The sequence below is a fragment of the Lentzea sp. NPDC037011 genome, from assembly GCF_055607425.1.
Genome location: NZ_JBVJRT010000009.1, coordinates 261,626 through 283,010 on the forward strand (window position 1 = coordinate 261,626; position 21,385 = coordinate 283,010).

Below are 21,385 nucleotides of genomic sequence, written 5' to 3' on the forward strand. Positions count from 1 at the left end.
GCCCCGGCGGTCAGTCCGGGGGTTCGGGGGCGTCGGGGTTCTCCTGCGGGACCTCGGGCTCGGTGTCGGCGCCATCCTGCGTGACATCGGGTTCCGGCGTGTCGAGGTCGTCCAGGTCGGGGGTGCCCGGCGAGTGCGGGGCCTCCGGGTTCACGGGATCGGTCATGCCGCGCGGTTACCCCGCGGGCCGGGCGCTATGCCGCCCGCGGGGAAGTTCACACCGCCGCGAGGCTGGCCCGCGGACGGTCGCACCCTCAGCCCGCCGTGAAGTTGTCCGCCACCTCGGCCTCCAGCGCGCGCAACGCGCCGTCGCCGTCGGTGTCGTCCGGAATCCGCAGCTCGACCTCGCTCGTGCCCGCGCCGCCGGGCGCCACGCGCAGGTAGGCCTGCTGCACGTCGTCGCGCCGCCATTCCAGGGCTCGTTCCTCCGTGTGCACGACGGTCTCGCAGGTGCGCAGCGACGGCGGCAGCCAGGCCAGGGCGCGGGTGTCGTCCGACGCGGTGTTGAACACGATGTCTGCGTCGGCTTGCATCGTGCGGGTGGTGGCAGTCATGAGCTCGGGGTACCCGCAACGGGCGGATTATTGATGCTCTCCGGTGAGAATCCGCCCACTTGTCAGCGGTCTTCGGGAAGGGCACCGCCGCGGCACGTGTCTGGCCGGCACCGGTCGTGCCCCGCTGCCCGAAGCCGCGGCTACAGCACGCGGCGCAGCCACTCGATCCTGGCCGCGCGGGCCCGGCGGGACAGCACGGCGTCCGGCACCAGCTGGTCGAAGCCGTGGCAGCCGCCGGGCCACACGTGCAGCTCGGCGTCACCGCCCGCGCGCCAGATCCGGGCCGCGTAGTCGACCGCCTCGTCGCGGAAGACGTCCACCGAGCCGACGTCCACGTACGTCGGCGGCAGGCCGGAGAGGTCGGTGGCACGGGCCGGTGCGGCGTACGGCGACACGTCCGGGCCGCCGCGGGCCGCGCCGAGCAACGCCGTCCAGCCGGTCAGGTTCGACGCGCGGACCCACGTCGTCCCGGAGAGGAACTGGTGGCTGGACGGGGTCTCGCACCGGTCGTCGAGCATCGGGCACATCAGCAGCTGACCGCGGACGGCCGGGCCGCCGCGGTCGCGGGCCATGAGCGTCACCGCCGCCGCGAGACCACCGCCCGCCGACGTTCCCGCGACCACCGGTGGGGCGAATCCCGCCCGGTCCATCCAGGTCAGCGCCCGATAGCAGTCCCGCACGGGGACCGGGTGCGGGTGCTCGGGCGCCAGCCGGTACTCGGGGGAGACCAGCGTGACGCCCAGCTCCTCCACCCACTCGGCCAGCACGTGCAGGTCGGAGCGGCGGGTGCCCGCGACCATCCCGCCGCCGTGCAGGTGCAGCACGGGCGGCCCGTCACCGCCGGTGGGCCGCAGCACGAGCACGGGCACCCCGTCCGCGTCCTCCTCCGAGAACGTCACCGCACCGCCCCGCGTGAGCTCCGCGTCGGTCACGACCCGGCCGGTGCGGCGCCGCTCCGGGATGCCGCCGGGCGTCAGCGGCGGCCGGGACAGGTCGGCGGCGGCCGCGATCTCCCGGTCGATCACCCCTTCACGCCCGTGTGCGCGAGGCCCTCGATGAACTGCCGTTGTGCCAGCACGAACACGATGAGGATCGGCACGGCGGTCATCGTCGCGGCGGCCAGCTGCACGTTCCACATCGGACCGCCGTAGATGTCGACGAACTGGGTCAGCGCCTGCGGCAGCGTGAACATGTCCGGTGTGGACAGGTACACGATCGGTTCCAGGTAGAGGTTCCACGAGTGCAGGAACGTGAAGATCGCGACCGCGCCCAGCGCCGGCCGCGACAGCGGCAGCGCGACCCGGTAGAAGATGCCGGCCCTGCCCAGGCCGTCCATGCGGGCGGCCTCCTCCAGCTCGGCGGGCAGGGCGATGAAGAACTGGCGCATGATGAAGATCGCCAGCACGCACGGCGCCCCGAAGATCGGCACGATGATCAGCGGCCAGTGCGTGTTGGTGAGGCCGAGCTGCTGGAAGAGCTGGAACAGCGGCACGATGGTGACCTCGCTCGGGATGAGCAGGCCGACGAGCACCACCACGAACAGCGCGTTCTGGCCGGGGAAGCGGATGCGGGCGAACGCGTACCCGGCCATCGCCGCCACCACCATCGTGCCGATCGTGACGACCACCGCGATGTAGAGGCTGTTCCAGTACTGCTGCCCGAACGGTTGCAGCTCGAAGACCTGCGAGTACGTCGAGAACGTCCAGTCGGACGGCAGCAGCGACACGGAGAAGATCTCGCCGATCGGCTTCATCGACGAGGTGACCATCCACCACGTCGGGAACACGAACGGCACGCACAGCAGGCACAGCAACCCGTACAGCCAGACCTTACGACTCATGGAGCACCCACTTCCGGCGCATCCGCCACTGCACCAGCGTCAGCACGGCGACGATGGCGAACAGCAGCACCGAGATCGTCGCGCCGTAGCCGAAGTGGTGGAACTGGAACGCCTGCTGGTACAGGTAGTAGATCAGCACGGTGGTCGAGGTGCCGGGCCCGCCCTGGGTGAGCACGGCGATCTGCGCGAACACCTGCAGCGAGCCGACGATCGTGATGATCGAGGTGAGCAGGATGGTCGGGCTGATCAACGGGATCGTGATCCGCAGGAACCGCGTCCACGCCCCGGCGCCGTCGAGCTTCGCGGCCTCGTACAGCGGCGCCGGGACACCTTGCAGCGCCGCCAGGAACAGCACCATGTTCAGGCCGACGTTCTTGACGACCTGCACGACGATGACCGACACCATCGCCGTGGACTCGCCGCGCAGCCAGTTCGGCCCGTCCACCCCGAAGAACCCGAGCAGGCCGTTCACGCTGCCCTCCGGTTGCAGCATCAGCTGCCACACCAGCGTCCACGCCACCAGTGACACCAGCACCGGTGAGAAGAACAGCGTGCGGAACAACGTGGTGCCGCGCAGCTTCTGGTTCAGCAGCACCGCGAGCAGCAGCGCGAGCGACAGGTTCAGCACCACCAGCCCGCCGGCGAACCACGCCGTGGCCACCAGCGAGTCGCGCAGCTTCTCGTCGGCGAGGAGGCGTTCGTAGTTCTCCGCGCCGATGAACTCGAAGGTGCCGCCGAGCACGTTCCACTCGTTCAGGCTGTACCAGCCGACCAGGGCCAGCGGGACCAGCACGAACGCAATGCTGCCGAGGAGTGCGGGCGCGACGAACAGGTAGCCGACCAGGTTGTCGCGCCTGCGGTAGGTCCAGAACGTCACGGGCGCTCCAGCAGCGGCTTGATCTTCGCGCACACCCCGTCGAGCACCTGGCCGACGTTCGCGTCGGGCTTCCACAGCGGGTCGAGCGCCGCGCGGATCGTCTGGTTCAGCTCCTCCTGGCCCTGGTGGCTGGGCTTGACGACACCCTTGTTGATGCCGTCGATGACGACCGACTGCAGCTGTTCGGGCTTGAGCAGCGGGTTGGACTTGGCCAGCGTGTCGGCGTTGAGCAGCGACTGCCTGGCCGGCGGGAAGAACTGGGCGAGCTTCGCGGAGTTGGTGGGGTTGGTGAGGAACCCGAGGAAGTCCGCGGCGGCGTCGGCGTTCTTCGAGCGCTTCAGCACGCCGACGCCGGCCTGGCCGATCACCGCGTAGTCGCCCTTCGGGCCCTGGGGCAGCGGCAGCAGCGTCCAGCCGAACTTGGCGTCCTTCAACGCACCGGCGCGCGAGATCTGGCTGACGGCCATCGCCGCGTTGCCCGCGAAGAAGTCGACGGTCGTGCCCGGTCCGGGGATCGCCTTGTCCGTGAAGATCGCCTTGTGCACGAACGCCATGGCATCCTTCATCTCCTGGCTGGCGAACCCGCAGCTCTTGCCGTCCTCGCTCCAGGCGTTGGCGCCCCAGCCGCGCCAGATGGTCGACAGCACGGCCCAGTTCTGGTACTTGAAGTCCGGCAGCACGAGGTTCTTGCCCGCCGACGCCGCCACGGCCTGCTCCCAGGTCGTGGGCAGCTCCTTCACCAGGTCGGTGTTGACGAACAGGCCGAACGGCGAGGTGGAGAACGGGTAGGCGTACAGCTCGCCGTCCTTCTCCCACAGCTTGGTCGCGGACGGCACCAGCTCGTCGGCCTTCTCCACCTTGCCGCGGATCGGGGCGAGCGCGCCGGAGGAGACGAAGTCCGGCGCGGACTCCTCCAGCAGCCAGGCCAGGTCCGGTGCGTTGCCGCCGGCGATCTGGGTGGTGAGCGTGGTGGTGTAGCCGTCGGCCGGCACCGAGTCGAACTTGATCTCGGTGACGTCCGGGTGCGCGGCCTTGTACTCGGTGGCGATCTCGGTGAGCAGCTTGAGATGTGCCTCGTTGGCGGTCCACACGGTCATGCGCAGCGTCTTCGGACCGGACTGGGCCGAGGAGCCGCCGCAGGCGGTGAGGGCGAGCAGTGCGGTGCAGATGAGGGCGAGCAGTCGGGACATCGTTGTCTCCCTGGACTAGTAACCGGACACGTCCGGCCAGCGGAGCTCGACGCCGTCGCGGTCCAGCCGGTGCTGGAAGTCCGCGAGCAGGCCGGGGGTGTTGCGCACGGCACGGGGGGTGGTGTTGTGCGCGAGGCAGAAGTCCGCGAGCGCGCCCGCGACCTCGCCGACGTTCCACTCGACCGGGTGCAGCCGGTGGGAACCGTTGGTGATGTGGGTGGTGCCGATGTTCTTGCCCGCGGGCAGGAGGTTCTCCACCCGCTGCGGGATGAGCGCGCCGAGCGGGATCTCGAACGGGCAGCTCGCGACGTCGAGGTAGTTGTCGCCACCGGTCGAGGGGTGCAGGTCAATGCGGTACATGCCGACCCCGACGGCGTCGTGGTGCTGGACCGCGCCCTTGTCGCCGCGCACGGCCAGCGACAGGTCCTGCTCGACGATCGTGTACTCGGCCCTGATCCGGCGCGACTCGCGGATGTAGGGCGCCTGGGCGAGGCCGTCGGCGCCGCCGCCGGTGACGTCACCGCGCAGCCGCAGGCCGGGGAAGCCGGTGCCGCCGTCCGGGCGCGGTGCCTCGGTCTGCAGCCAGTAGAGGACGGACCTGGACAGCTCCCGTGCCGCCGCGATGTGGTGGTCGGCGTCCGGCACGTCGATCACCGGCGACTCGAAGTAGTCGATCATCGGCCAGTTCACCAGGCAGATGTCGCTGTCGTAGGCGCCCTCGACGAAGTTGCGTCGCGCGGCGATCCGGCGGAACGTCCACAGGTTGCTGTCGCCCGCGCTGAGCCGCTGGTCCGACAGCACGGACAGCGGATCGTCGTCCGGGTTCGGCGTGAACGTGCGCTCGGCGGTGGTGAGCGTGCGCGGGTCGGGGGAGCGGAACGACAGCATCCGGTCGCCCCAGTAGTCCGGCTGGTACTCGCGCCAGAAGTCGTAGCGCGCGGGCTTGTCGATCGTGTGGTCGCCGTCGACGTGGTCGATCGCGAAGCACACCGACATCGCCTGCATGTTCGCCGGCTGCGCCACCTCCGGTGCGCTCGGCTCACCGGTGTCCAGTGTGGACTCGAATCCGGTCACGTACTCGGTGCCGGTCAACGGGAGCAGCTCGCCGGTCTCGGTGGCGTCGAGGATGTACGGCGCGGACAGCTCGACCTCGCTGCCGTGGTGCTCCACGGTGACGGACACGACCCGGTCGCCGTCGGTGCGGGCGCTGACCGGCCGCGCCGGCTGCAGGACCGTGAGCCGGCCGCTGCCGCGGTAGGGCGCGAGCATCTCGTCGATCACCGCCACGGCGACGCGCGGCTCGTGGCACAGCCGGCTGACGTTGCCCGCGCCGGGGTTGAGCTCGCGCCACGCCCGTGCCCGCGGGGTCAGCGGGTAGTTGCGGCGGTAGTGGTCGCGGATGCCCTCGCGCAGGGCGCGGTACGAAGCCGTGACGCCGAAGCGTTCGACCCAGCTGTGCTCGTCCGGTGGCACGGCCTGGCTGGTGAGCTGCCCGCCGAGCCAGTCGAACTCCTCGGTGAGCACGACCCGGCGGCCGGCGCGCAGCAGTGCGAGCGCCGCGGCGACTCCGCCGAGTCCGCCGCCGATGACGACGACGTCCGTGTGGTGCGGCAAAGCTTCCTCCTCAGTGGTCCACCGGTGCGCCGAGCGTCGAACCCTCGACGAACGCGCACGGCAGCAGTTCCCGCGGTGTGGTGCCGTGTTCGAGCACCTCGGTCAGCGCCTGCACCGCCCTGCGCCCCATCTCGCGGCGGGGGATGCGGAACCCGGTCAGGTCGACGTCGCCCGGTGCGGGCCGGGTGGCCGCGCCGAGCATGAGCACGGACAGGTCGCCGGGCACCGACAGGCCGTGCTCGCGGGCGGCGAGCACGAGCGCGGCACCGTCGGAGACCTCCTCGGCGAGCACGGCCGTGACGCCCGCGCCGCGCACGTGGCCGAGCGTGGTGGCCGGCAGGTGCGTGCCCTCGACCCCATGGGCCGCGACGGCGTCGCGGAACCCGCGCAACCGGTCGGCGGACGACTCGGCACCGGTGCCCGGTCCGACGTAGGCGATCCTGCGGTGGCCGTGGGCGACGGCCCGGTCGACCAGGTCGCGCACGGCGGCCCGGTAGTCGGCACCCACGCACGGCACGGCCGCGCCGGCATCGTCGCGGCGGCCGATCGACACGAACGGGATGCCCTCGGCGAGCATCTGGGCCAGGTCGTCGCGGTCGACCGTGCGGCCGATCAGCAGGCACCCGTCGGCCAGCCGCACCCGGCTGTCGTCGCTGAAGATCCGCCGCTGCCCGCCGACGGCCTTGGCGCCGGTGAACAGCAGCAGGTCGCAGCCGACCGCCTCGGCCTGCTCCTCGATGCCCTCCAGGAACGGCTGGTAGAAGTCGGCGCGGGTGCTCGGGAAGACCGCCTCGTAGGTGAACACGCCGAGGATCTGGTTGCGCCGGTCGTGCAGCCTGCGCGCGATCGGGTTCGCGACGTAGCCGGTCCTGCGGATCACCTCCAGCACCCGTGCGCGGGTCTCCGGCGCGATCCGGACGCCGCCGTCCTGGCGGTTGTTGAGCACCAGCGACACCGTGGCCTGGCTGACGCCTGCCATCCTGGCGATGTCCTGCTGGGTGAGCCGCTTGGCCATGACCACCTGCCAATTCGAATTGGCACGGATTGTGCTGCGGCGGCCCAGGTGTCGTCAACCCCTTGTAATAATTCGAATTAGCACGCTGACGGGTGCGGTGGGTGGCCCAGCTTGCCGGTACGCTGGGGCCACTCCGGTGAACGTGGAAGCGGGCTGCGGCTAAGTACCTGTGTGATGACCGTGATCAACCGCAGTTCGCGGGACGGAGTCCCCCCAGACGACGAGCGCTCGGCGGAGCACTCGGACGGGGAGGACTTCACAGCTCTGTTCACCCGCCACGCCGACGAGTTGCACCGCTACCTGGCCCGCTGGGTGCCGATGGCGGCCGACGACCTCGTCGGGGACGTGTTCGTCTCGGCGATCCGCAGCCGTGCCCGCTTCGACCCCTCGCGCGGATCGGCGCGAGCGTGGCTCTTCGGCATCGCGACCAACCTGCTGCACACCCACCTGCGAGGGCGCCGGCGGGAACGCGAGGCGTACGCGCGCCTCGTGCACGGGCGGGAGAGCGACAGCCACGAGAGCCGCGTCGTGGACACCGTGGACGCCGAGGTCCGGGCACGCCAGTTCGCCGTGGCGGTGCAACGGCTCGAACCGCGTGACCGCGACGTGCTGCTGCTCACCGGCTGGGCGGGGCTGGACTCCGCCGAGGTCGCACAGGCGCTCGACATCCCCGTCGGCACCGTGCGGTCCCGGCTCCACCGCGTGCGGCGGCAGCTGCGCACCGCGTGTCCCGACATCGTCCTGGAGAACAACGATGACTGAGAAGATGTGGACCGACGACGAGCTCGACCAGGCGATCGCCGACCAGCCGGCCGGTCCGGCGTTCAGCGCGGCGGCGCGGGAACGGGCGCTCGCCCGCATGCTGGCGGCGGAGGCGCCGCGGCCCGGCAGGAAGCGCTGGCTGGTCGCCGCGGCGGCGGTCACGCTCGTCGTCGGCGCCCTCGTCGCCGTCCCCCCGCTGTGGTCGGACGACTCGGGTCCCGCCGCGAGCGCCGCGGAGACGTTGCGCCGCGCCGCCGCGGCCACGACCGCGCACACCGCACCGTCGGAGGGCCAGTACCGTTACGTGGCAACGCATTCCTGGGACGTGGGCAGTGCGACGACCAGAACGGGCAAGCCCCTCTCGGCACTGATCCACACCCTCGTCGAGGTCTGGGTCCCGGCCGACCGCACCGGCGAGTGGCTGGAACGCCGCTCCACGCTGGGCAGCCGGTGGCTGGTCGGCAGTGACGACCTCGTCGAGGCCGAGGGCGACGGAGGGCTGTTCGCGGGCAACCCGCCGGTGCAAGAGCGCCGCGGACCGTGCGGCGACTACCCCGACGTGAACGAGGAGCTCGGCGGAGATCCGGACTGGGGCAAGCCGTGCACCGAGCGCGCGGGCAGCTGGTACCGGCCCAACCCCCGGTTCCTCACCTCGCTGCCGACCGCTCCGCAGGCGCTGTACGACCGCCTGTGGGCCGATGCGCGCAACGACGCCGCGAACGCGTTGTCCCACGCCGCAACGGTTCTGGCGGCACCCGACGCGTCGCAGGAGCTGAGGTCCGCGCTCTACCAGGCGCTGCAGCACCTGCCGGACCTGCGGGTCACCGAGGAGACGGCGAACCTGGACGGCAAGACCGGCACCGCCCTCGGCCTGGCGCGCGCCGACGCCCGCGAGGACATCATCATCGACCCGGCGACCGGCCGGTACATCGGCACGCGGTGGGTGTTGCTCCGCCCCGGCACCGGCGCGTGGGAGGGCCTGGAGCCGGGCACCGAGGTCTCCTCCTCCGCGGTGGACTTCGCCGTGGTCGACCGCGCGGGGAATGCGCCGAAGTGATCGCGTCGAGGGGTGATCTTGTGCGGCACAGCGGTGTCCCCGCCGTGATTTTGTCCACTTAGGACACTTGTTTCACTCTTATGCAGCAACGTTTGCGCGCATGTTCGCGCAGCTCGCGGGGTAATCAGTGATTCCAAACCCCGGTCCCCCCGCCCCGGCGATTGCCGGATGCGTGCGGCCCTGTTCGGTCGTGAGGAGTGGTTGTGATGGCACACGTGCGTCGGCTGGTAGACGTCCACACGGGTGACGAGTTCGATCAGCCGGTTCCTTTCGGTCTGGTGTACCCGATCTGCGCGGCGGACGGGTCCGCCCCGCCGAGCCAGCGCGGCCGCACGTGGAGCGACCTGGTGGCGAGTGATCGGGACCTGCGGCCGGCCTCGTGAGCGTTGAGTGACGGTGGGAGGGCTGGCTCGTCGCGCCGAGGCCGTGCTCCCGCAGGCGTACCGGCGCGGTCGCGGGGACACGGCGCGCGGCCACGTGCCGGCCGAGACCTCGACCGGGGTCGTGGCCGAGCAGCAGGTGCCCGCGACCGGTCCCGCCTCCCCGGTTCTCGGCGACGTCACACCGCCGGTGACCCGCCGCCCGCTCGACGAGCTCTGACCCTCGCTCCCCAAGGGCGCCCTCCTCGGAGGGCGCCCTTTCGTTGCGCACGCAGGTAGCCCTCGCGCGCGGGCATCGCACGAAAGGTCCCCGCGTGCGACAGGAGCGCACGAAAGGGCCCCGCGTGCGGTCAAGCGGGGGGTTGGGGAGGGAGGGGTGGCGGGCAGTGTGGGTGCCGTGGGCGTGGGCGAGCCGGCAGACGGCCATCAGTCGCATGTCGGGGCAGGAGGTGGGCTCACCGCGCCACGGCGTGCTGTACTCGCGCCAGTTCGCCACCACCCGCATACCGCCACCGTGACCGGAACGGGTGAAGTCGTGGTTTGAGGTGGATCGGACCGGGTATTCGCGTCCGGCGCGTCAAGCAGTCGGCGCGATACCTTCGGCTGTTCAAAGGCGGCGATGACCGTGCATCTCGACGATGCCGTTACCTCGGCACTCACCCACCTCCGCACCGGGGCACCCGGACCGGCCGTCCAGGACCTGCGGGAGGCGTTGTCCCTGGCAGGAGCGGTGCCGCCGCAGGCGTTGGCCTGTGTGAGGGCAGCCGACGACCACCTCGCGCACGGCGAGCTGATGGAGGCGCGGACGCTGCTGACGGTGGCCCACCGGCTGCTGGCGCAGTCCGGCACCGGGCAGCCCGCGGTGGTGCTGCCGAGCCAGGCCGTGCCGCCCACCACCCCGATCCGGGTGTGAACCGGCGTCCCCTCGGGTATCTCGAACGGGCGTTCGAGTGAAAGGGGACGATCGTGAACCGCACGCCGGAGAAGGACCCGCAGGACTGGACGACCGGTGACGAGCCGATGACCGGGCCGCAGGAGTCGTACCTGCACACCCTCGCGCAGGAGGCGGGCGAGGAGGTGCCGGGCGAGCTCACGAAGGTCGAGGCGTCGCAGCTCATCGACCGGTTGCAGGAGAAGACCGGCCGGGGCACCTGACCTGCCCCGGCCGTTGCCGTGCGTCAGCAGGACAGGCGGGCGTCCGCCCAGTCGGCGTGGTCGAAGTCGCGGCCGTCGCCACCGTCGGTGACCCGCAGGCCCAGCATCCGGACCCCGGTCGTGTCCACCGAGACCGGCCGGGCCGGGTCGCCGCCGCGCACGACACCGCTGTCGTGCAGCAACCGCCCGTCGCCGAACACCTGGAAGCTCACCGAACCGGGCGACGTGGTCTCGTCGTCGAGGCCGGCCAGCGCGTCGAACGCCCGGCACCCGCGACCCAGGTAGAGGGAGACCTCAGCCGGGGCGTGCGTGCCGAGGCCCTTGGCATAGGTGACGCCCGCGATCTGCAACGGCCGCCCGTCACCGGCGCCGGTCTCACCGTTGGACCGGTCCCGCTCCACTGGACCCCAGCCGTTCGACTCGCTGACGAACGGCAGGTCGCTCGCGAACGGCGTCCCGCTCGGCACCGGCGGCGGCACGAACGCACGCACCGCCCGTTCCACGTGCACGGTCTGATGTGCGCGGAACTCCGCGAACACCGGCACGTCCGTGAACCCCACCGGGCCACCCGCCCGCACCGTCCAGGTGCCGGTCACCGTCTCGCCCGCCCGCAGCTTCGTCCTGGTCACCGGCGCACCGGTGACCATCCAGCCCGCGGGAGGGGCCGCCGTCAGCACCACGTCGGACACGTCCGCGGTGCTCGTGAACGTCCCGGACACCTCGAACGACGCACCCCGCGCGACGTCCACCTCGGTCGGCGTGATCGTCAACGACGTCACCGGCACCTGCGGAATCACCTGGTCACAGGTTTGCAGACCGGGCCGGTAACGGCACGCGACCGCCGCGAACCCGCCGTTGCGCTGCACCGCCTGCGCCAGCGTCTGAGCCGACGACACCACCTGCCGGTCACGCGTGACGTCACCGCGGACAGCCGGGTCCCGGACCGTCTCGACCAGCCACTGCCCGCCACCGAGGAACGACAGCGGCACGTCGAGCGTGCGCGCGTCGGCCGAGATCGCACCGATGAACCAACGCGCGCCGTTGCGCCGTGCGACAACCGCGTGCGTGTCGGGGTCACCGCTGATGAGCCGCGTCTCGTCCCACGTGGTCGGCACCTGGTTGAGGAACCGCAACGCCTGCGGATGCCGTTCGTAAGCCTCGGGCTTGTCGGCGAAGTGCGTCCAGCCCGACTCGTAGACCACCGGCAACGCCACCTCGTGCGCGACCGACGCCTCCCGCGTGCCGACCTCCAGCGACACCGGCGTGTAGTCCATCGAGCCGACGACGTTGCGGGTGAAGAACTGCACGGGGTTGTTGCCCGCGGGCGGCGAGTTCTCCGCTCCTCGCACACCCTCCATGGTCATGATGTGCGGCCATGTCCGCGCGAGCCCGTGCGGGATCGTCGAGCCGTGGAAGTTCACCATCAGCCGCAGCTCCGCGGTCTTGGCGAGCACCGCGTCGTACCACTGGTACCGCGCCTGCGAGTCGGACTCCATGAAGTCGAGCTTCACGCCCTTCACGCCCCACTGCCTGAAGCGGGGGAGCAGGGTGTCGCGCTCCTCGGCGGTGTCGAGGTCGGTCCAGTGCAGCCACAGCAGGACCTCGACCCCCTTGGCGCGGGCGTACCGGACCAGCTCCGGCACCCACTGCGCGCTCCACCCCTCGTCGACCAGCGCGTACGGCCAGCCGGACCGGGCGGCGAAGTCCACGTACCGCTGCTGCCGCTCGAACGACCGCGGGCTGTCGTGCTCGCTCAGCCACGACCACGCGACCTTGCCGGGTTTCACCCACGACGTGTCGGCGAGCTTGGACGGTGAGGCGAGGTCGTCGACGAGCGTGGACGTCGAGACGGTCGCGAGGTCACCGATGACCGCCGTGCGCCACGGCGTCCTGGTCAGCGTCACCTGCGCGTCGGCGAGCACGACCTCGTAGTCGCCGGTGGTGCGCCGCAACCGGCTGCCCGAGTGCGGTCCGTCCACATCGGACTCGGTGAGCAGCACGTACGCGCCGTCCGCCCGGAACAGCGACGGGTAGCCGAACTCACCGGTGGCCGCGCCCGCCGTCGTGCGCACCCTGTTCTGCTCGTACCACGCGTTGTAGGGGAGCAGCCAGGCCGGCGCGTCCGCGGGCAGCCGGAACGCGGACGCCTCGCCGGTGACGGTGTGGGCGGCCGGGAGCACGTACCGGTAGGCCACGCCGTCCGGGGCCACCCGCACGACCAGGTCGAACCGGCCCGCGCCCTCGAACGTCAGCGTCGTCTCGGTCATGGTCGTGGACCGCTGCCGCTCCTTGCCGGTCGTCATCGAGTAGCGCTCGGTGACCGTCCGGTCCTTCCTGGCGGTCAGGCGCAGGCCGGTGGTGAGGTCGGCAGTGGTGGTCCGGAGGCCGATCGGAGCGGGGGCGAGGAAGGGGACGCCGTTGCGGGTGACGCCCAGCGTCGGCGAGCCGTTGATCAGTTCGACCGTGGCGGTGAGCGCGGAGGGGCCGTGGACCTGCCATCTGGACGAGGGTGCGGCGGTGGCGGGGGTCGGAGCGAGCAGGAGGGCGGTCGTGAAGGCGGCCAGCAGCCTTGACATCGTTGTCAGCTCCCCGGAGTTCGGCGGTGAGAACGTTCTCACCTTGGCGCGGGGTAGGAGGAGCGGTCAACGCCGGCGGCGGTGTCGGGCAGGACAGGAATTGTCCGGTGGAGGGGCGGCTCGCGCCGCGAGCCGCGCCGTGCCGCGAACGAGCCGCGCCGTGCCGCGAACGAGCCGCGCCGTGCCGCGAACGAGCCGCGCCGTGCCGCGAACGAGCCGCGCCGTGCCGCGAACGAGCCGCGTCGCGAACGCGGTGGCGCCGCGAACCCGAGCCACGCCAGCCGCCGCGAGCCGTCCCAGCTACCGCAAGCCGCGTCTTCCACGCAGGTCGTCGCCGCCACCGCGAGCCGCTACCGGCGCGGTCGCCCTCAGCGCGAGCCGCCCACTTCCCCCGGCGTCAGCCCCGTGCCACCACCCGCACAGTCTCCAGCTCCGAGTCGGCCGGGTCCGGCAGCTCCATCCCCGCCGCCAGCCCGCTCCGCAGGTAGGCCAGCACCTCCTCGCTGATGACCTCACCCGGCAGCACCGCGGGCGCCCCCGGCGGGTAGGGCGTGATCATCTCGGCGGCCACCCGGCCGGCGGCCTTGTCGACCGGCACCTGTTCCACCTCGGCGAAGAACGCGTCGCGCGGCAGCATCGCCGTCTCCAGCTGCAGGTCGTCGGGGGAGGGGAGGTCGACCGGCTTCGGCGTGGGCAGGTCGGCCCGCGTCAGCGCCTGCAGCGACTCGACGAGGATGTCGGCGGTGCGCTGGTCGTCGGCGTGGGTGAACTGGGCGACGATGCGGCGGTGGTCGGACAGGCCGACCGTGACGCGCTGTTCGGCGCGCAGCCAGTCCGCGGCCTGGTAGCCGTTGATGTGGAGGCTGGACACGTCGATGACCATCTTGAGCGGGTCGGTGGAGTGGGTGAGGCCGGTGAAGTCCACGACCTGGAGACCGGGGAGTGCGGAGATCGCGGAACGGGTCGCGCCGGCCAGTGCCAGTGCGGCCGTCAGCAGGTACTCGCCCTGCTCGACCATGTGCCGGCGCCAGCCGTCGAGGGTGGCGTAGACCAGGGAGGTCGGGCTGGTCGTGCCGAGCAGGTCCTCGCGGGACTTCAGCACCGCGGGGTCGACGAGGTCGCCTTGGAGGTGGAACACCGAGCTCTGCTCCACGGCGGCGCCGGACTTGTGGACGCTCGTCACCACCACGTCCGCGCCGGCGTCCATGCCCCACGGCGGCAGGTCGGCGTGGAACGGCAGGTGCGCGCCCCAGGCCTCGTCGACGATCAGCGGTTTGCCGAACGAGTGGCACACGTCGGCGATGGCCTTGATGTCACCGCAGGTGCCGTAGTCGGTGGGGGTCACCAGCAGCACGCCCTTGGCGTCGGGCTCCGCCTCCAGCAGGGCACGCACCTCGTCGGGGCCCGGCGGGTGCGACAGGTGCAGGTCGGCGTCCCAGCGCGGGCTCAGCCACACCGGCCTGACGCCGCTCAGCACGAGGCCGGACACCACCGACTTGTGCGCGTGCCGGGGGACGATGAGCTTCTCGTGCGGGCCGGCCACCGAGAGCATCGCGCTCTTGACCGACAACGAGCTGCCACACGTGGAGAAGAACGCGTGGTCGGCGTGCACGGCGTCGGCCATGAGCTGCTGGGCCTCCTCGATCACCCCGCCGCTCATCAGCCGGTCGTCCAGGCCGTTCAGCGCGACCACGTCGGCGGTGAACACCTGTTCGCCGAGCACGTCGAGCACGCGCGGGTCGACGCCGCGGCCCTGGCGGTGGCCGGGTGGGGTGAACGGCACGAAGCCGCGTGAGCGGAAGTCCTGCAGCGCTTCGAGCACCGGTGCCTTGCTGTGGTCCATGGACGGGGAGTAGCCCGTCCGGCCGAGGCTCGAACCTCAGGCGCGCAGCAGCGGGCGGACGAGGGCCCGGATGTGGTCCGACGGTTCGAGGCCGAGCTCGGTGCGCAGCCGGCGGCGGTAGCTCGGCCTGGTGTTTGCGCGGCGCCCGGACCGGTTAGTCGTAGACCGTGACTCCTGAGGCTGGAACGACGGAACCGGCGACCACCCCCGTGCCTGTGCCTGCTCAGCCGGCGGCGCGGTCGAGCCTGCTCGCGAGCTTCTCCGACTACGCGGAGGCCCAGCGGCTGGTGGACCGGATGTCCGACGACGGGTTCCCGGTCGAGCACGTGCGGATCATCGGCGACGGTGTGCGCACGGTCGAGCAGGTGACCGGCCGGATGACGCGCGCGAAGGCCGCGGTCTCCGGTGCGGCCGGCGGAGCCTGGTTCGGCGTGCTCATCGGGTTGCTGTTCGGGCTGTTCACCTCCGGTGTGGCCTGGGTGTGGATGCTGGTGCTCAGCCTGGTGATCGGTGCCTTCTGGGGAGCCGTGTTCGGGTTCGCCGCGCACTGGACCACCCGCGGCAAGCGCGACTTCTCCAGCGTCATGACCCTGGAGGCGAAGCGCTACGACGTGCTGGTCGACGGGGAGCACGCGAGCCAGGCGGGCAAGTACGTGCTCTGACGAAATTCGGTTCCGGCGCACGGGACCTGCTTGCCACACTGGCGCCGTGACGTTCTTGGGACAGGGCTGGGACAGCACGGCGACGCTCGTCGACGAGCGCTGGGTGGAACGGCGGCCGCAGCGCCCCGCGATCGAGGCGGTGCTGCGGCGCGAGACGGTCGTGATGCCGTGGCTCGCGCCGTTGCTGCCGCTGCCCGTCCCGGTGCCGGAACTGGTCTCGGTGGACCCGTTCGTGGTGCGGCACGAGCTCGTGCCCGGTGCTGAGCTCGCGACGCTGAACGCGGTGCAGGGCGAGCAGCTGGGGGAGTTCCTGCTGGCGTTGCACGCGGTCCCGGTGGCCGGGGCGGTCGCGCGCGGCGTGGGGACACCGCCGGTGCCGCTCGACCGGTTCCGCGCGGAGGTGCTGCCGCTCGTGCCCGACCAGGCCGACCTGCTCGACGCGGTCGCGGCCGCACCGGCGGACGTGCTGGTGCACGGCGACCTCGGCCCCGAGCACGTGCTGGGCCGCGACGGCGTGCTGACCGGCGTGATCGACTTCGGTGACGTGCACGTCGGCGACCCGGCGATCGACCTGGCGTGGGCGCTGCACTCGACGCCGCCGGAGTTCGCCGACGCGCTGGCGGCGACCTACGGCGTCACGCCGGAGCTGCGGGAGCGTTCGCTGCTGTGGCACCGGATCGGGCCGTGGTACGAGGTGCTCTTCGGCAACGACAACGGCGACCCGGCGATGGCCGCCAGCGGCCTGGAAGGCATCAAGAACCGGAGTAGCTGGTTCTGACTTTGGGTATTCCCGGTGCAACGAAACGCTGGGAGGAAAAATGCCTTGGGTTCAGCGGCACCGACGTCGCACGCCGTACAGCTGGTTCCGCTCCACCACGGTCCGCAGCCACTACCGCAGGCGCCCGCTCAACGCGTGGTTGCCGATCGCCGTCGTGGTCCTGTTCATCATCCTGCTCATCGCCGTCTTCTGACCCGCCGCCGGTCCGAGCGGTATGGTCGGGGCATGGGTCAGTTGGGTGAGTTGTTCCCCGGACGCAAGCTCCGCAGCGAAGCAGGCGACTCCGGTACCGGTGAGGACTTCGAGGAGACCGGTCCCCTCGACCTCACCACCGGAGTCGTCCAGCTGAGGCCCCGCCCCAAGCCGCAGCCCGCTCCCGAGGAGGCCGAGGGCGCCGAGAGGCCCCTGCCCGAGAGCGGCGCGTGATCACGGGTACTACCCTTGGCCGGTGCTGGTAGGTCTGCTCGTCGTAATCCCCGCCTTGTTCTTCCTCGTCGGAGTGGTCCGTGACCGGCGCAGGCTGAGCAACGCCATCTGGCTCGGCATCACGCTGGTGCTGTTCCTGCTGCTGCTCGCCGAAGCGGGGCGGGACAACCCGGCGGTGAGCCTGCCGCTGCTGCTCGCGTTCGCGCTGGCGGTGTTCGGGCTGTTGCTGCTGCCGCTCGCGTTGCTGGCCAACGGCCTGGTGATGATCCGCCGCGAGGGCCGGTCGCTGGGCAACCTCCTGTCGTTCCTCGCTGGTCTCGCGCTGCTCGGCGAGATGGCCTACTTCTTCTGGGGCATCACCCAGCCCAACGACTGGGTCCGCGGCAGCGCGATCGGGTTGTTCCTCGTCTCCGCCTACATCGCGTTCCTGTTCGTGAGCCTGCTGCTGTACTCGGTGATCTACGGCCGCACGGGCCGGCGCAGCGGGTTCGACGGCATCGTCGTGCTCGGCGCCGGGCTGGTCGGTTCCCAGGTGCCCCCGCTGCTCGCGAGCCGGCTCAACCGCGCCCTGCGCCTCTACCTGCGGGAACGCTCAGCCGGACGCACGCCGGTGATCGTCGTGACCGGCGGCAGGGGTCCTGACGAGGACGTGTCCGAGGCGCTCGCCATGAAGCGGTACCTGCTGGAGCGCGAGGTGCCGGAGGACGACGTCGTGCTGGAGGACCAGGCCGGCACGACCGACGAGAACCTGCGCTACAGCAAGGAACTGCTCGTCGAACGCGGGCTCACCGGGTCGGTCGTGGCGGTGACGAACAACTACCACGTGTTCCGCACCGCCGTGCTGTCCCGCTCGCACGGACTGCGGATGCAGGTGATCGGCGCGCCGACGGCGTGGTACTTCGTGCCGAGCGCGTTCATCCGCGAGTTCGTGGCGCTGCTGGCGCAGAACCCGGGCGTGCACGCGCTGGCGTGCACGGTGCTGATGGCGGGCGGGCTGGCGCTGACCCAGATCGGCTAGCGCGAGCCGGCGAACGTGACGTCCGCGGCGTTGTTCGCGGCTGGGTTCTCCGCGCCTTGTGGACGGTGCCGTGTGGACGGGACTCGGCAGTTCCCGAGCACGCAGAGGGCCGTGAGGAGGCGCCTCGTCGTGTGAGCCACCGTACCTGTCCGCCTCCTTGATACCCATACCCCCTAGGGGTACCGTTCGGCGCTGACGGAGGAGGACGAGATGGACCACGCACCCGTGAGCCTGACCCGCCAGGCGGTCTCGGCGACGCTGCACTGCCTCACCGGCTGTGCGATCGGCGAGGTGCTCGGCATGGTCGTCGGCACCGCGCTGGGCTGGGGCAACCTGGCCACCGTCGTGCTGGCCGTGGCGCTGGCGTTCCTGTTCGGCTACTCGCTCACCATCCGCCCGGTCCTGCGCTCCGGCCTCGCCCTCAAGGCGGCCGTGGGCGTCGCGCTGGCCGCCGACACCGTGTCGATCGCCGTGATGGAGGTCGTCGACAACGCGGTGATGCTGCTGGTGCCGGGTGCGATGGACGCGGGACTGGCGGACTGGGTGTTCTGGGCGGCGCTGGTGTTCTCGCTGGCGGTCGCGTTCGCGGTGACGGTGCCGGTGAACCGGTGGATGATCGCGCGCGGCAAGGGGCACGCGGTCGTGCACCGGCACCACCACTGAGCCGGGTGGGGCGCGGGACGCCGGGTACCCGCCCCGGCGCCCCGCGCTCCTCGCCGGTCAGGCCGGTTCGAAGCGCATGACCCAGTTCTCCTGCCAGGTGTCGCCGCCGTCGTAGGAGAACGACTGCCGCCACACCGGTGCCGGGCCCGCCGTCCAGTCGAACCGCACCGCCACCGCGTGCCCGCCGACGACGTCCTCGCCGAGGAACACGCCGTGCCCGCCGGTGAACCGGCCCTCCAGCGGCGGGTCCAACTGGCCCGGCGCGCGGGTCGAGGCCCACCAGATGCGCCAGAGGCCGGCGGCCGGGTCGTACTGCCGCAGGGTCATGCCCTCCCAGTCGCCGGCGTCGAAGGTGTCGACGTTCGCCGCGCCGCCCAGCGCCGGCCGCACGTCGGCCCGCGCGCCGAACTCGACCCACTCGGTGCCGCGCCCGGCGATGTCGGCGATCTTGCGGTTGGCGACCCGCCAGCGCCCGTGGAGGAAGTCGAAATCGTTTGCAGTCATGGTGGAGATGCTGAACCGATACCGCTGACACCTCTTGTCAGTGATCGAGTATTGACGCAAAGGTCTGGACCATTTTACGGTTCGGGGCAGTGGCCGCCGCCCTAGCCAGGAGGTCCTTCCCTTGCGCCTGCTCGCCAGAGTGGTCCCGGTGCTAGCCCTGCTAGCCGGGACCCTGATAGCCGTGACGAACGCGCCCACCGCAGCCGCAGCCCACGAGGACTGCCGGCCGGACGGGCTGTACAAGACGCCGGGCGTCGACGTGCCCTACTGCACCGTCTACGACACCGCCGGCCGCGAGAACATGGGGACCGACAAGTCCCGCCGGGTGATCGGGTACTTCACCAGCTGGCGCACCGGCAAGAACGGCCAGCCGGGCTACCTCGCCAAGGACGTCCCCTGGACCAAGGTCACCCACCTCAACTACGCGTTCGCCCACATCGACGCGCAGAACAAGATCTCCGTGGGTGCGCCGGACGCGAACAACTCCTCGATCGGCATGGAGTGGCCGGGCGTCGCGGGTGCCGAGATGGACCCGTCGCTGCCCTACAAGGGCCACTTCAACCAGCTGACGAAGTACAAGAAGCAGCACCCGAACGTCAAGACGCTGATCTCGGTCGGCGGCTGGGCCGAGACCGGTGGCTTCTTCAACGCCGACGGCACCCGCAACGCCTCCGGCGGCTTCTACAAGCTCGGCCAGTCACAGGCGGCGATCGACACGTTCGCCGACAGCGTGGTCGCGTTCCTGCGCCAGTACGGGTTCAACGGCGCCGACATCGACTACGAGTACGCGACGTCGAACAACCACGCCGGCAACCCGGACGACTTCTGGATCTCCAACGCCAACCGCGGCACGCTGTGGGCCGGCTACCAGGCGATCATGAAGACGCTGCGCGAGAAGCTCGACCGCGCCGGTGCCGCCGACGGCAAGCACTACCTGCTGACCGCCGCCGTGCCCGCCTCCGGCTGGCTGCTGCGCGGCCAGGAGACCTACCAGGTCGTCAAGTACCTCGACTACCTCAACGTCATGAGCTACGACCTGCACGGCTCGTGGAACCACTTCGTGGGCCCGAACGCGGCGCTGTACGACGACGGCAAGGACGGTGAGCTCGCGGCCGGTGGCGTGTACACGGCACCGCAGTACGAGGGCATGGGCTACCTGAACACCGACTGGTCCTACCACTACTACCGCGGTGCCATGCAGGCCGGCCGGATCAACGTCGGCGTGCCGTTCTACTCGCGCGGCTGGCAGGGCGTCACCGGTGGCACCAACGGGTTGTGGGGCCGCGCGGCCCTGCCCAACCAGTCGCAGTGCCCGCCCGGCACCGGCACGTCGGTCGGCTCGACCACGCCGTGCGGCAACGGCGCGACCGGCATCGACAACCTCTGGCACGACGTCACCGCCGGTGGTGCCGAGGTCCCGTCGGGCGTGAACCCGTTGTGGCACACGAAGAACCTGGAGAACAAGATCACCGGTTCGTACTCGGCGCAGTACGGCCTCGACCCGGTGAACGACCCGACCGACCGGCTCACCGGCACCTACTCGCCGTTCTACGACACCACCATGCAGTCGCCGTGGCTGTGGAACAACGACAAGAAGGTGTTCCTCTCCACCGAGAACGAGCAGTCGATCGCGGCCAAGGCCAAGTACGTCCGCGACAAGGGCCTCGGTGGCATCATGATCTGGGAGCTCGCCGGTGACTACCGGTACGACTCGGTCAAGAAGGAGTACTTCATCGGCGACACGCTGCTGTCGACGATCGACACCGGCCTGAACGGCGCGGCGCCCTACGGTGCGGCGAAGGCCACGACCCAGCAGTCACAGGTGCTCGCGGTCGACGTCGACGTCCACGGCTTCGCGTTGGGCGACAACAACTACCCGATCACGCCGAAGATCAAGTTCACCAACCGCTCGAACGTCACCATCCCCGGTGGCACGAAGATCGCGTTCGACTACGGCACCAGCGCGCCGGGCAGCATGGCCGACCAGTCCGGGTTCGGGCTCAAGGTCGTGTCGAAGGGGCACAGCGGGCCGAACGTCGGCGGCCTCAAGGGCGACTTCCAGAAGGCGGAGCTCGCGCTGCCGTCGTGGCAGTCGCTCGCACCGGGCGCGTCGATCGAGCTGACCGTCAGCTACCAGCTGCCGATCTCGACGCCGTCGAACTTCGTGTTCACCTTCGGCGGCCAGTCCTACGCCATCTCCGCCGACCACCCGCGGATCGGCGGCGGCACCCCGCCCACCTCGACCACCACGACAACGACCACCACCACGACCACCTCCAACCCGCCGGTGTGCGCGCTGCCGGCGTGGGAGCGGGGCAAGGTCTACAACGGCGGCAACGACGTCTCGCACAAGGGCCGCAAGTGGCGGGCCCAGTGGTGGACGCAGGGCGAGGAGCCCGGCACCACCGGTGAGTGGGGCGTCTGGCGCGACCAGGGCGCCTGCTAGCAGGCGGTGATCGTCAGGACGCGGG

The 21,385-nt window shown here is 71.1% G+C and carries 25 protein-coding genes; 13 read left to right on the forward strand and 12 right to left on the reverse strand.

From position 1 onward, the window contains the following. Positions 1-10: 10 nt before the first annotated feature. The 8 genes from ACZ7CH_RS27785 to ACZ7CH_RS27820 form a co-directional block, all read right to left on the reverse strand. Positions 11-166 (reverse strand): hypothetical protein, encoded by a 156-nt coding sequence (locus ACZ7CH_RS27785; protein WP_360384721.1) that lies wholly within the window; start codon positions 164-166, stop codon positions 11-13. A gap of 88 nt (positions 167-254) precedes the next feature. Next, on the reverse strand, positions 255-554 hold the full coding sequence (locus ACZ7CH_RS27790) for a hypothetical protein (protein ID WP_360384719.1): 300 nt from the start codon (positions 552-554) through the stop codon (positions 255-257). 140 nt (positions 555-694) lie between these two features. After that, positions 695-1,579, reverse strand: coding sequence for an alpha/beta hydrolase (locus ACZ7CH_RS27795; protein WP_470375307.1), 885 nt, complete (start codon positions 1,577-1,579; stop codon positions 695-697). After that, entirely contained in the window at positions 1,576-2,394 is an 819-nt protein-coding gene (locus ACZ7CH_RS27800) for a carbohydrate ABC transporter permease (RefSeq protein WP_360384715.1), read from the reverse strand. Before ACZ7CH_RS27800 ends, ACZ7CH_RS27795 begins: the two co-directional genes overlap by 4 nt. Then, on the reverse strand, positions 2,384-3,271 hold the full coding sequence (locus ACZ7CH_RS27805) for a carbohydrate ABC transporter permease (RefSeq protein WP_360384713.1): 888 nt from the start codon (positions 3,269-3,271) through the stop codon (positions 2,384-2,386). Before ACZ7CH_RS27805 ends, ACZ7CH_RS27800 begins: the two co-directional genes overlap by 11 nt. Continuing rightward, positions 3,268-4,461, reverse strand: a complete 1,194-nt coding sequence (locus ACZ7CH_RS27810; protein WP_470375308.1) for an ABC transporter substrate-binding protein — start codon at positions 4,459-4,461, stop codon at positions 3,268-3,270. Before ACZ7CH_RS27810 ends, ACZ7CH_RS27805 begins: the two co-directional genes overlap by 4 nt. Positions 4,462-4,476: 15 nt before the next feature. Then, the gene (locus ACZ7CH_RS27815; protein ID WP_360384709.1) at positions 4,477-6,075 is read right to left on the reverse strand and encodes an FAD-dependent oxidoreductase; all 1,599 of its coding nucleotides are present in this window, start codon (positions 6,073-6,075) and stop codon (positions 4,477-4,479) included. Positions 6,076-6,085: 10 nt separating this feature from the next. Then, complete coding sequence (locus tag ACZ7CH_RS27820; protein WP_360384707.1) at positions 6,086-7,090, reverse strand: LacI family DNA-binding transcriptional regulator; 1,005 nt, start codon at positions 7,088-7,090, stop codon at positions 6,086-6,088. Between the two features lie 174 nt (positions 7,091-7,264). On the opposite strand from ACZ7CH_RS27820, the gene ACZ7CH_RS27825 reads away from it, so the two are divergent. From ACZ7CH_RS27825 to ACZ7CH_RS27850, 6 genes are all read left to right on the forward strand, one after another. Then, positions 7,265-7,852, forward strand: coding sequence for an RNA polymerase sigma factor (locus ACZ7CH_RS27825; RefSeq protein ID WP_360384705.1), 588 nt, complete (start codon positions 7,265-7,267; stop codon positions 7,850-7,852). Beyond that, entirely contained in the window at positions 7,845-8,909 is a 1,065-nt protein-coding gene (locus ACZ7CH_RS27830) for a CU044_5270 family protein (protein WP_470375309.1), read from the forward strand. The genes ACZ7CH_RS27825 and ACZ7CH_RS27830 overlap by 8 nt, the downstream gene beginning before the upstream one ends. 206 nt (positions 8,910-9,115) lie before the next feature. After that, positions 9,116-9,292, forward strand: coding sequence for a hypothetical protein (locus ACZ7CH_RS27835; protein WP_470368913.1), 177 nt, complete (start codon positions 9,116-9,118; stop codon positions 9,290-9,292). Between the two features lie 7 nt (positions 9,293-9,299). Next, a complete protein-coding gene (locus ACZ7CH_RS27840) occupies positions 9,300-9,509 on the forward strand; it encodes a hypothetical protein (protein ID WP_470375310.1) in 210 nt (69 codons plus the stop codon). 399 nt (positions 9,510-9,908) lie between these two features. Beyond that, the gene (locus ACZ7CH_RS27845) at positions 9,909-10,202 is read left to right on the forward strand and encodes a hypothetical protein (RefSeq protein ID WP_360384699.1); all 294 of its coding nucleotides are present in this window, start codon (positions 9,909-9,911) and stop codon (positions 10,200-10,202) included. A gap of 53 nt (positions 10,203-10,255) precedes the next feature. After that, positions 10,256-10,444, forward strand: coding sequence for a DUF3072 domain-containing protein (locus ACZ7CH_RS27850; RefSeq protein ID WP_360384697.1), 189 nt, complete (start codon positions 10,256-10,258; stop codon positions 10,442-10,444). Between the two features lie 23 nt (positions 10,445-10,467). On the opposite strand, the gene ACZ7CH_RS27855 is transcribed toward ACZ7CH_RS27850, so the two are convergent. The 3 genes from ACZ7CH_RS27855 to ACZ7CH_RS27865 all read right to left on the reverse strand — a co-directional run bounded on the left by ACZ7CH_RS27855 (position 10,468) and on the right by ACZ7CH_RS27865 (position 14,863). Continuing rightward, positions 10,468-13,020 carry an NPCBM/NEW2 domain-containing protein gene (locus ACZ7CH_RS27855; protein ID WP_470375311.1) on the reverse strand — a complete coding sequence of 851 codons (2,553 nt, stop codon included), beginning with the start codon at positions 13,018-13,020 and terminating at the stop codon, positions 10,468-10,470. A 38-nt stretch (positions 13,021-13,058) separates the two neighbouring features. Beyond that, a complete protein-coding gene (locus tag ACZ7CH_RS27860; protein ID WP_470375312.1) occupies positions 13,059-13,343 on the reverse strand; it encodes a hypothetical protein in 285 nt (94 codons plus the stop codon). 74 nt (positions 13,344-13,417) lie between these two features. After that, positions 13,418-14,863, reverse strand: a complete 1,446-nt coding sequence (locus tag ACZ7CH_RS27865; RefSeq protein WP_470375313.1) for an aminotransferase class I/II-fold pyridoxal phosphate-dependent enzyme — start codon at positions 14,861-14,863, stop codon at positions 13,418-13,420. 215 nt (positions 14,864-15,078) lie between these two features. Between ACZ7CH_RS27865 and ACZ7CH_RS27870 the strand changes: the two genes are divergently transcribed. The 6 genes from ACZ7CH_RS27870 to ACZ7CH_RS27895 all read left to right on the forward strand — a co-directional run bounded on the left by ACZ7CH_RS27870 (position 15,079) and on the right by ACZ7CH_RS27895 (position 18,410). Then, positions 15,079-15,525 carry a YflT domain-containing protein gene (locus tag ACZ7CH_RS27870; protein ID WP_470375314.1) on the forward strand — a complete coding sequence of 149 codons (447 nt, stop codon included), beginning with the start codon at positions 15,079-15,081 and terminating at the stop codon, positions 15,523-15,525. Between the two features lie 46 nt (positions 15,526-15,571). After that, a complete protein-coding gene (locus tag ACZ7CH_RS27875; protein WP_470375315.1) occupies positions 15,572-16,303 on the forward strand; it encodes a phosphotransferase in 732 nt (243 codons plus the stop codon). 40 nt (positions 16,304-16,343) lie between these two features. Next, on the forward strand, positions 16,344-16,496 hold the full coding sequence (locus tag ACZ7CH_RS27880) for a hypothetical protein (RefSeq protein WP_360384687.1): 153 nt from the start codon (positions 16,344-16,346) through the stop codon (positions 16,494-16,496). A 32-nt stretch (positions 16,497-16,528) separates the two neighbouring features. Continuing rightward, complete coding sequence (locus ACZ7CH_RS27885; RefSeq protein WP_360384685.1) at positions 16,529-16,729, forward strand: hypothetical protein; 201 nt, start codon at positions 16,529-16,531, stop codon at positions 16,727-16,729. 22 nt (positions 16,730-16,751) lie between these two features. Further along, positions 16,752-17,747, forward strand: coding sequence for a YdcF family protein (locus ACZ7CH_RS27890; protein WP_360384683.1), 996 nt, complete (start codon positions 16,752-16,754; stop codon positions 17,745-17,747). Positions 17,748-17,957: 210 nt separating this feature from the next. Further along, complete coding sequence (locus ACZ7CH_RS27895; protein WP_360384681.1) at positions 17,958-18,410, forward strand: DUF4396 domain-containing protein; 453 nt, start codon at positions 17,958-17,960, stop codon at positions 18,408-18,410. 57 nt (positions 18,411-18,467) lie between these two features. Here ACZ7CH_RS27895 and ACZ7CH_RS27900 read toward each other — a convergent pair whose 3' ends face one another. Beyond that, positions 18,468-18,914 carry a hypothetical protein gene (locus ACZ7CH_RS27900; protein ID WP_470375316.1) on the reverse strand — a complete coding sequence of 149 codons (447 nt, stop codon included), beginning with the start codon at positions 18,912-18,914 and terminating at the stop codon, positions 18,468-18,470. 181 nt (positions 18,915-19,095) lie between these two features. Here ACZ7CH_RS27900 and ACZ7CH_RS27905 point away from each other — a divergent pair, with 181 nt between their 5' ends. Then, positions 19,096-21,360, forward strand: a complete 2,265-nt coding sequence (locus tag ACZ7CH_RS27905) for a glycosyl hydrolase family 18 protein (protein WP_470375317.1) — start codon at positions 19,096-19,098, stop codon at positions 21,358-21,360. Positions 21,361-21,385: the final 25 nt, after the last annotated feature.

What these genes read in the sequence shown, in the direction of transcription:
- ACZ7CH_RS27855 (WP_470375311.1), bottom strand. Translation starts at nt 13,020, where the DNA reads ATGTCAAGGCTGCTGGCCGCCTTCACGACCGCCCTCCTGCTCGCTCCG.
- ACZ7CH_RS27790 (WP_360384719.1), bottom strand. Translation starts at nt 554, where the DNA reads ATGACTGCCACCACCCGCACGATGCAAGCCGACGCAGACATCGTGTTC.
- ACZ7CH_RS27880 (WP_360384687.1), top strand. Translation starts at nt 16,344, where the DNA reads ATGCCTTGGGTTCAGCGGCACCGACGTCGCACGCCGTACAGCTGGTTC.
- ACZ7CH_RS27900 (WP_470375316.1), bottom strand. Translation starts at nt 18,914, where the DNA reads ATGACTGCAAACGATTTCGACTTCCTCCACGGGCGCTGGCGGGTCGCC.
- ACZ7CH_RS27895 (WP_360384681.1), top strand. Translation starts at nt 17,958, where the DNA reads ATGGACCACGCACCCGTGAGCCTGACCCGCCAGGCGGTCTCGGCGACG.
- ACZ7CH_RS27820 (WP_360384707.1), bottom strand. Translation starts at nt 7,090, where the DNA reads ATGGCCAAGCGGCTCACCCAGCAGGACATCGCCAGGATGGCAGGCGTC.
- ACZ7CH_RS27835 (WP_470368913.1), top strand. Translation starts at nt 9,116, where the DNA reads ATGGCACACGTGCGTCGGCTGGTAGACGTCCACACGGGTGACGAGTTC.
- ACZ7CH_RS27810 (WP_470375308.1), bottom strand. Translation starts at nt 4,461, where the DNA reads ATGTCCCGACTGCTCGCCCTCATCTGCACCGCACTGCTCGCCCTCACC.
- ACZ7CH_RS27785 (WP_360384721.1), bottom strand. Translation starts at nt 166, where the DNA reads ATGACCGATCCCGTGAACCCGGAGGCCCCGCACTCGCCGGGCACCCCC.
- ACZ7CH_RS27865 (WP_470375313.1), bottom strand. Translation starts at nt 14,863, where the DNA reads ATGGACCACAGCAAGGCACCGGTGCTCGAAGCGCTGCAGGACTTCCGC.
- ACZ7CH_RS27885 (WP_360384685.1), top strand. Translation starts at nt 16,529, where the DNA reads ATGGGTCAGTTGGGTGAGTTGTTCCCCGGACGCAAGCTCCGCAGCGAA.
- ACZ7CH_RS27845 (WP_360384699.1), top strand. Translation starts at nt 9,909, where the DNA reads ATGACCGTGCATCTCGACGATGCCGTTACCTCGGCACTCACCCACCTC.
- ACZ7CH_RS27800 (WP_360384715.1), bottom strand. Translation starts at nt 2,394, where the DNA reads ATGAGTCGTAAGGTCTGGCTGTACGGGTTGCTGTGCCTGCTGTGCGTG.
- ACZ7CH_RS27825 (WP_360384705.1), top strand. Translation starts at nt 7,265, where the DNA reads ATGACCGTGATCAACCGCAGTTCGCGGGACGGAGTCCCCCCAGACGAC.
- ACZ7CH_RS27830 (WP_470375309.1), top strand. Translation starts at nt 7,845, where the DNA reads ATGACTGAGAAGATGTGGACCGACGACGAGCTCGACCAGGCGATCGCC.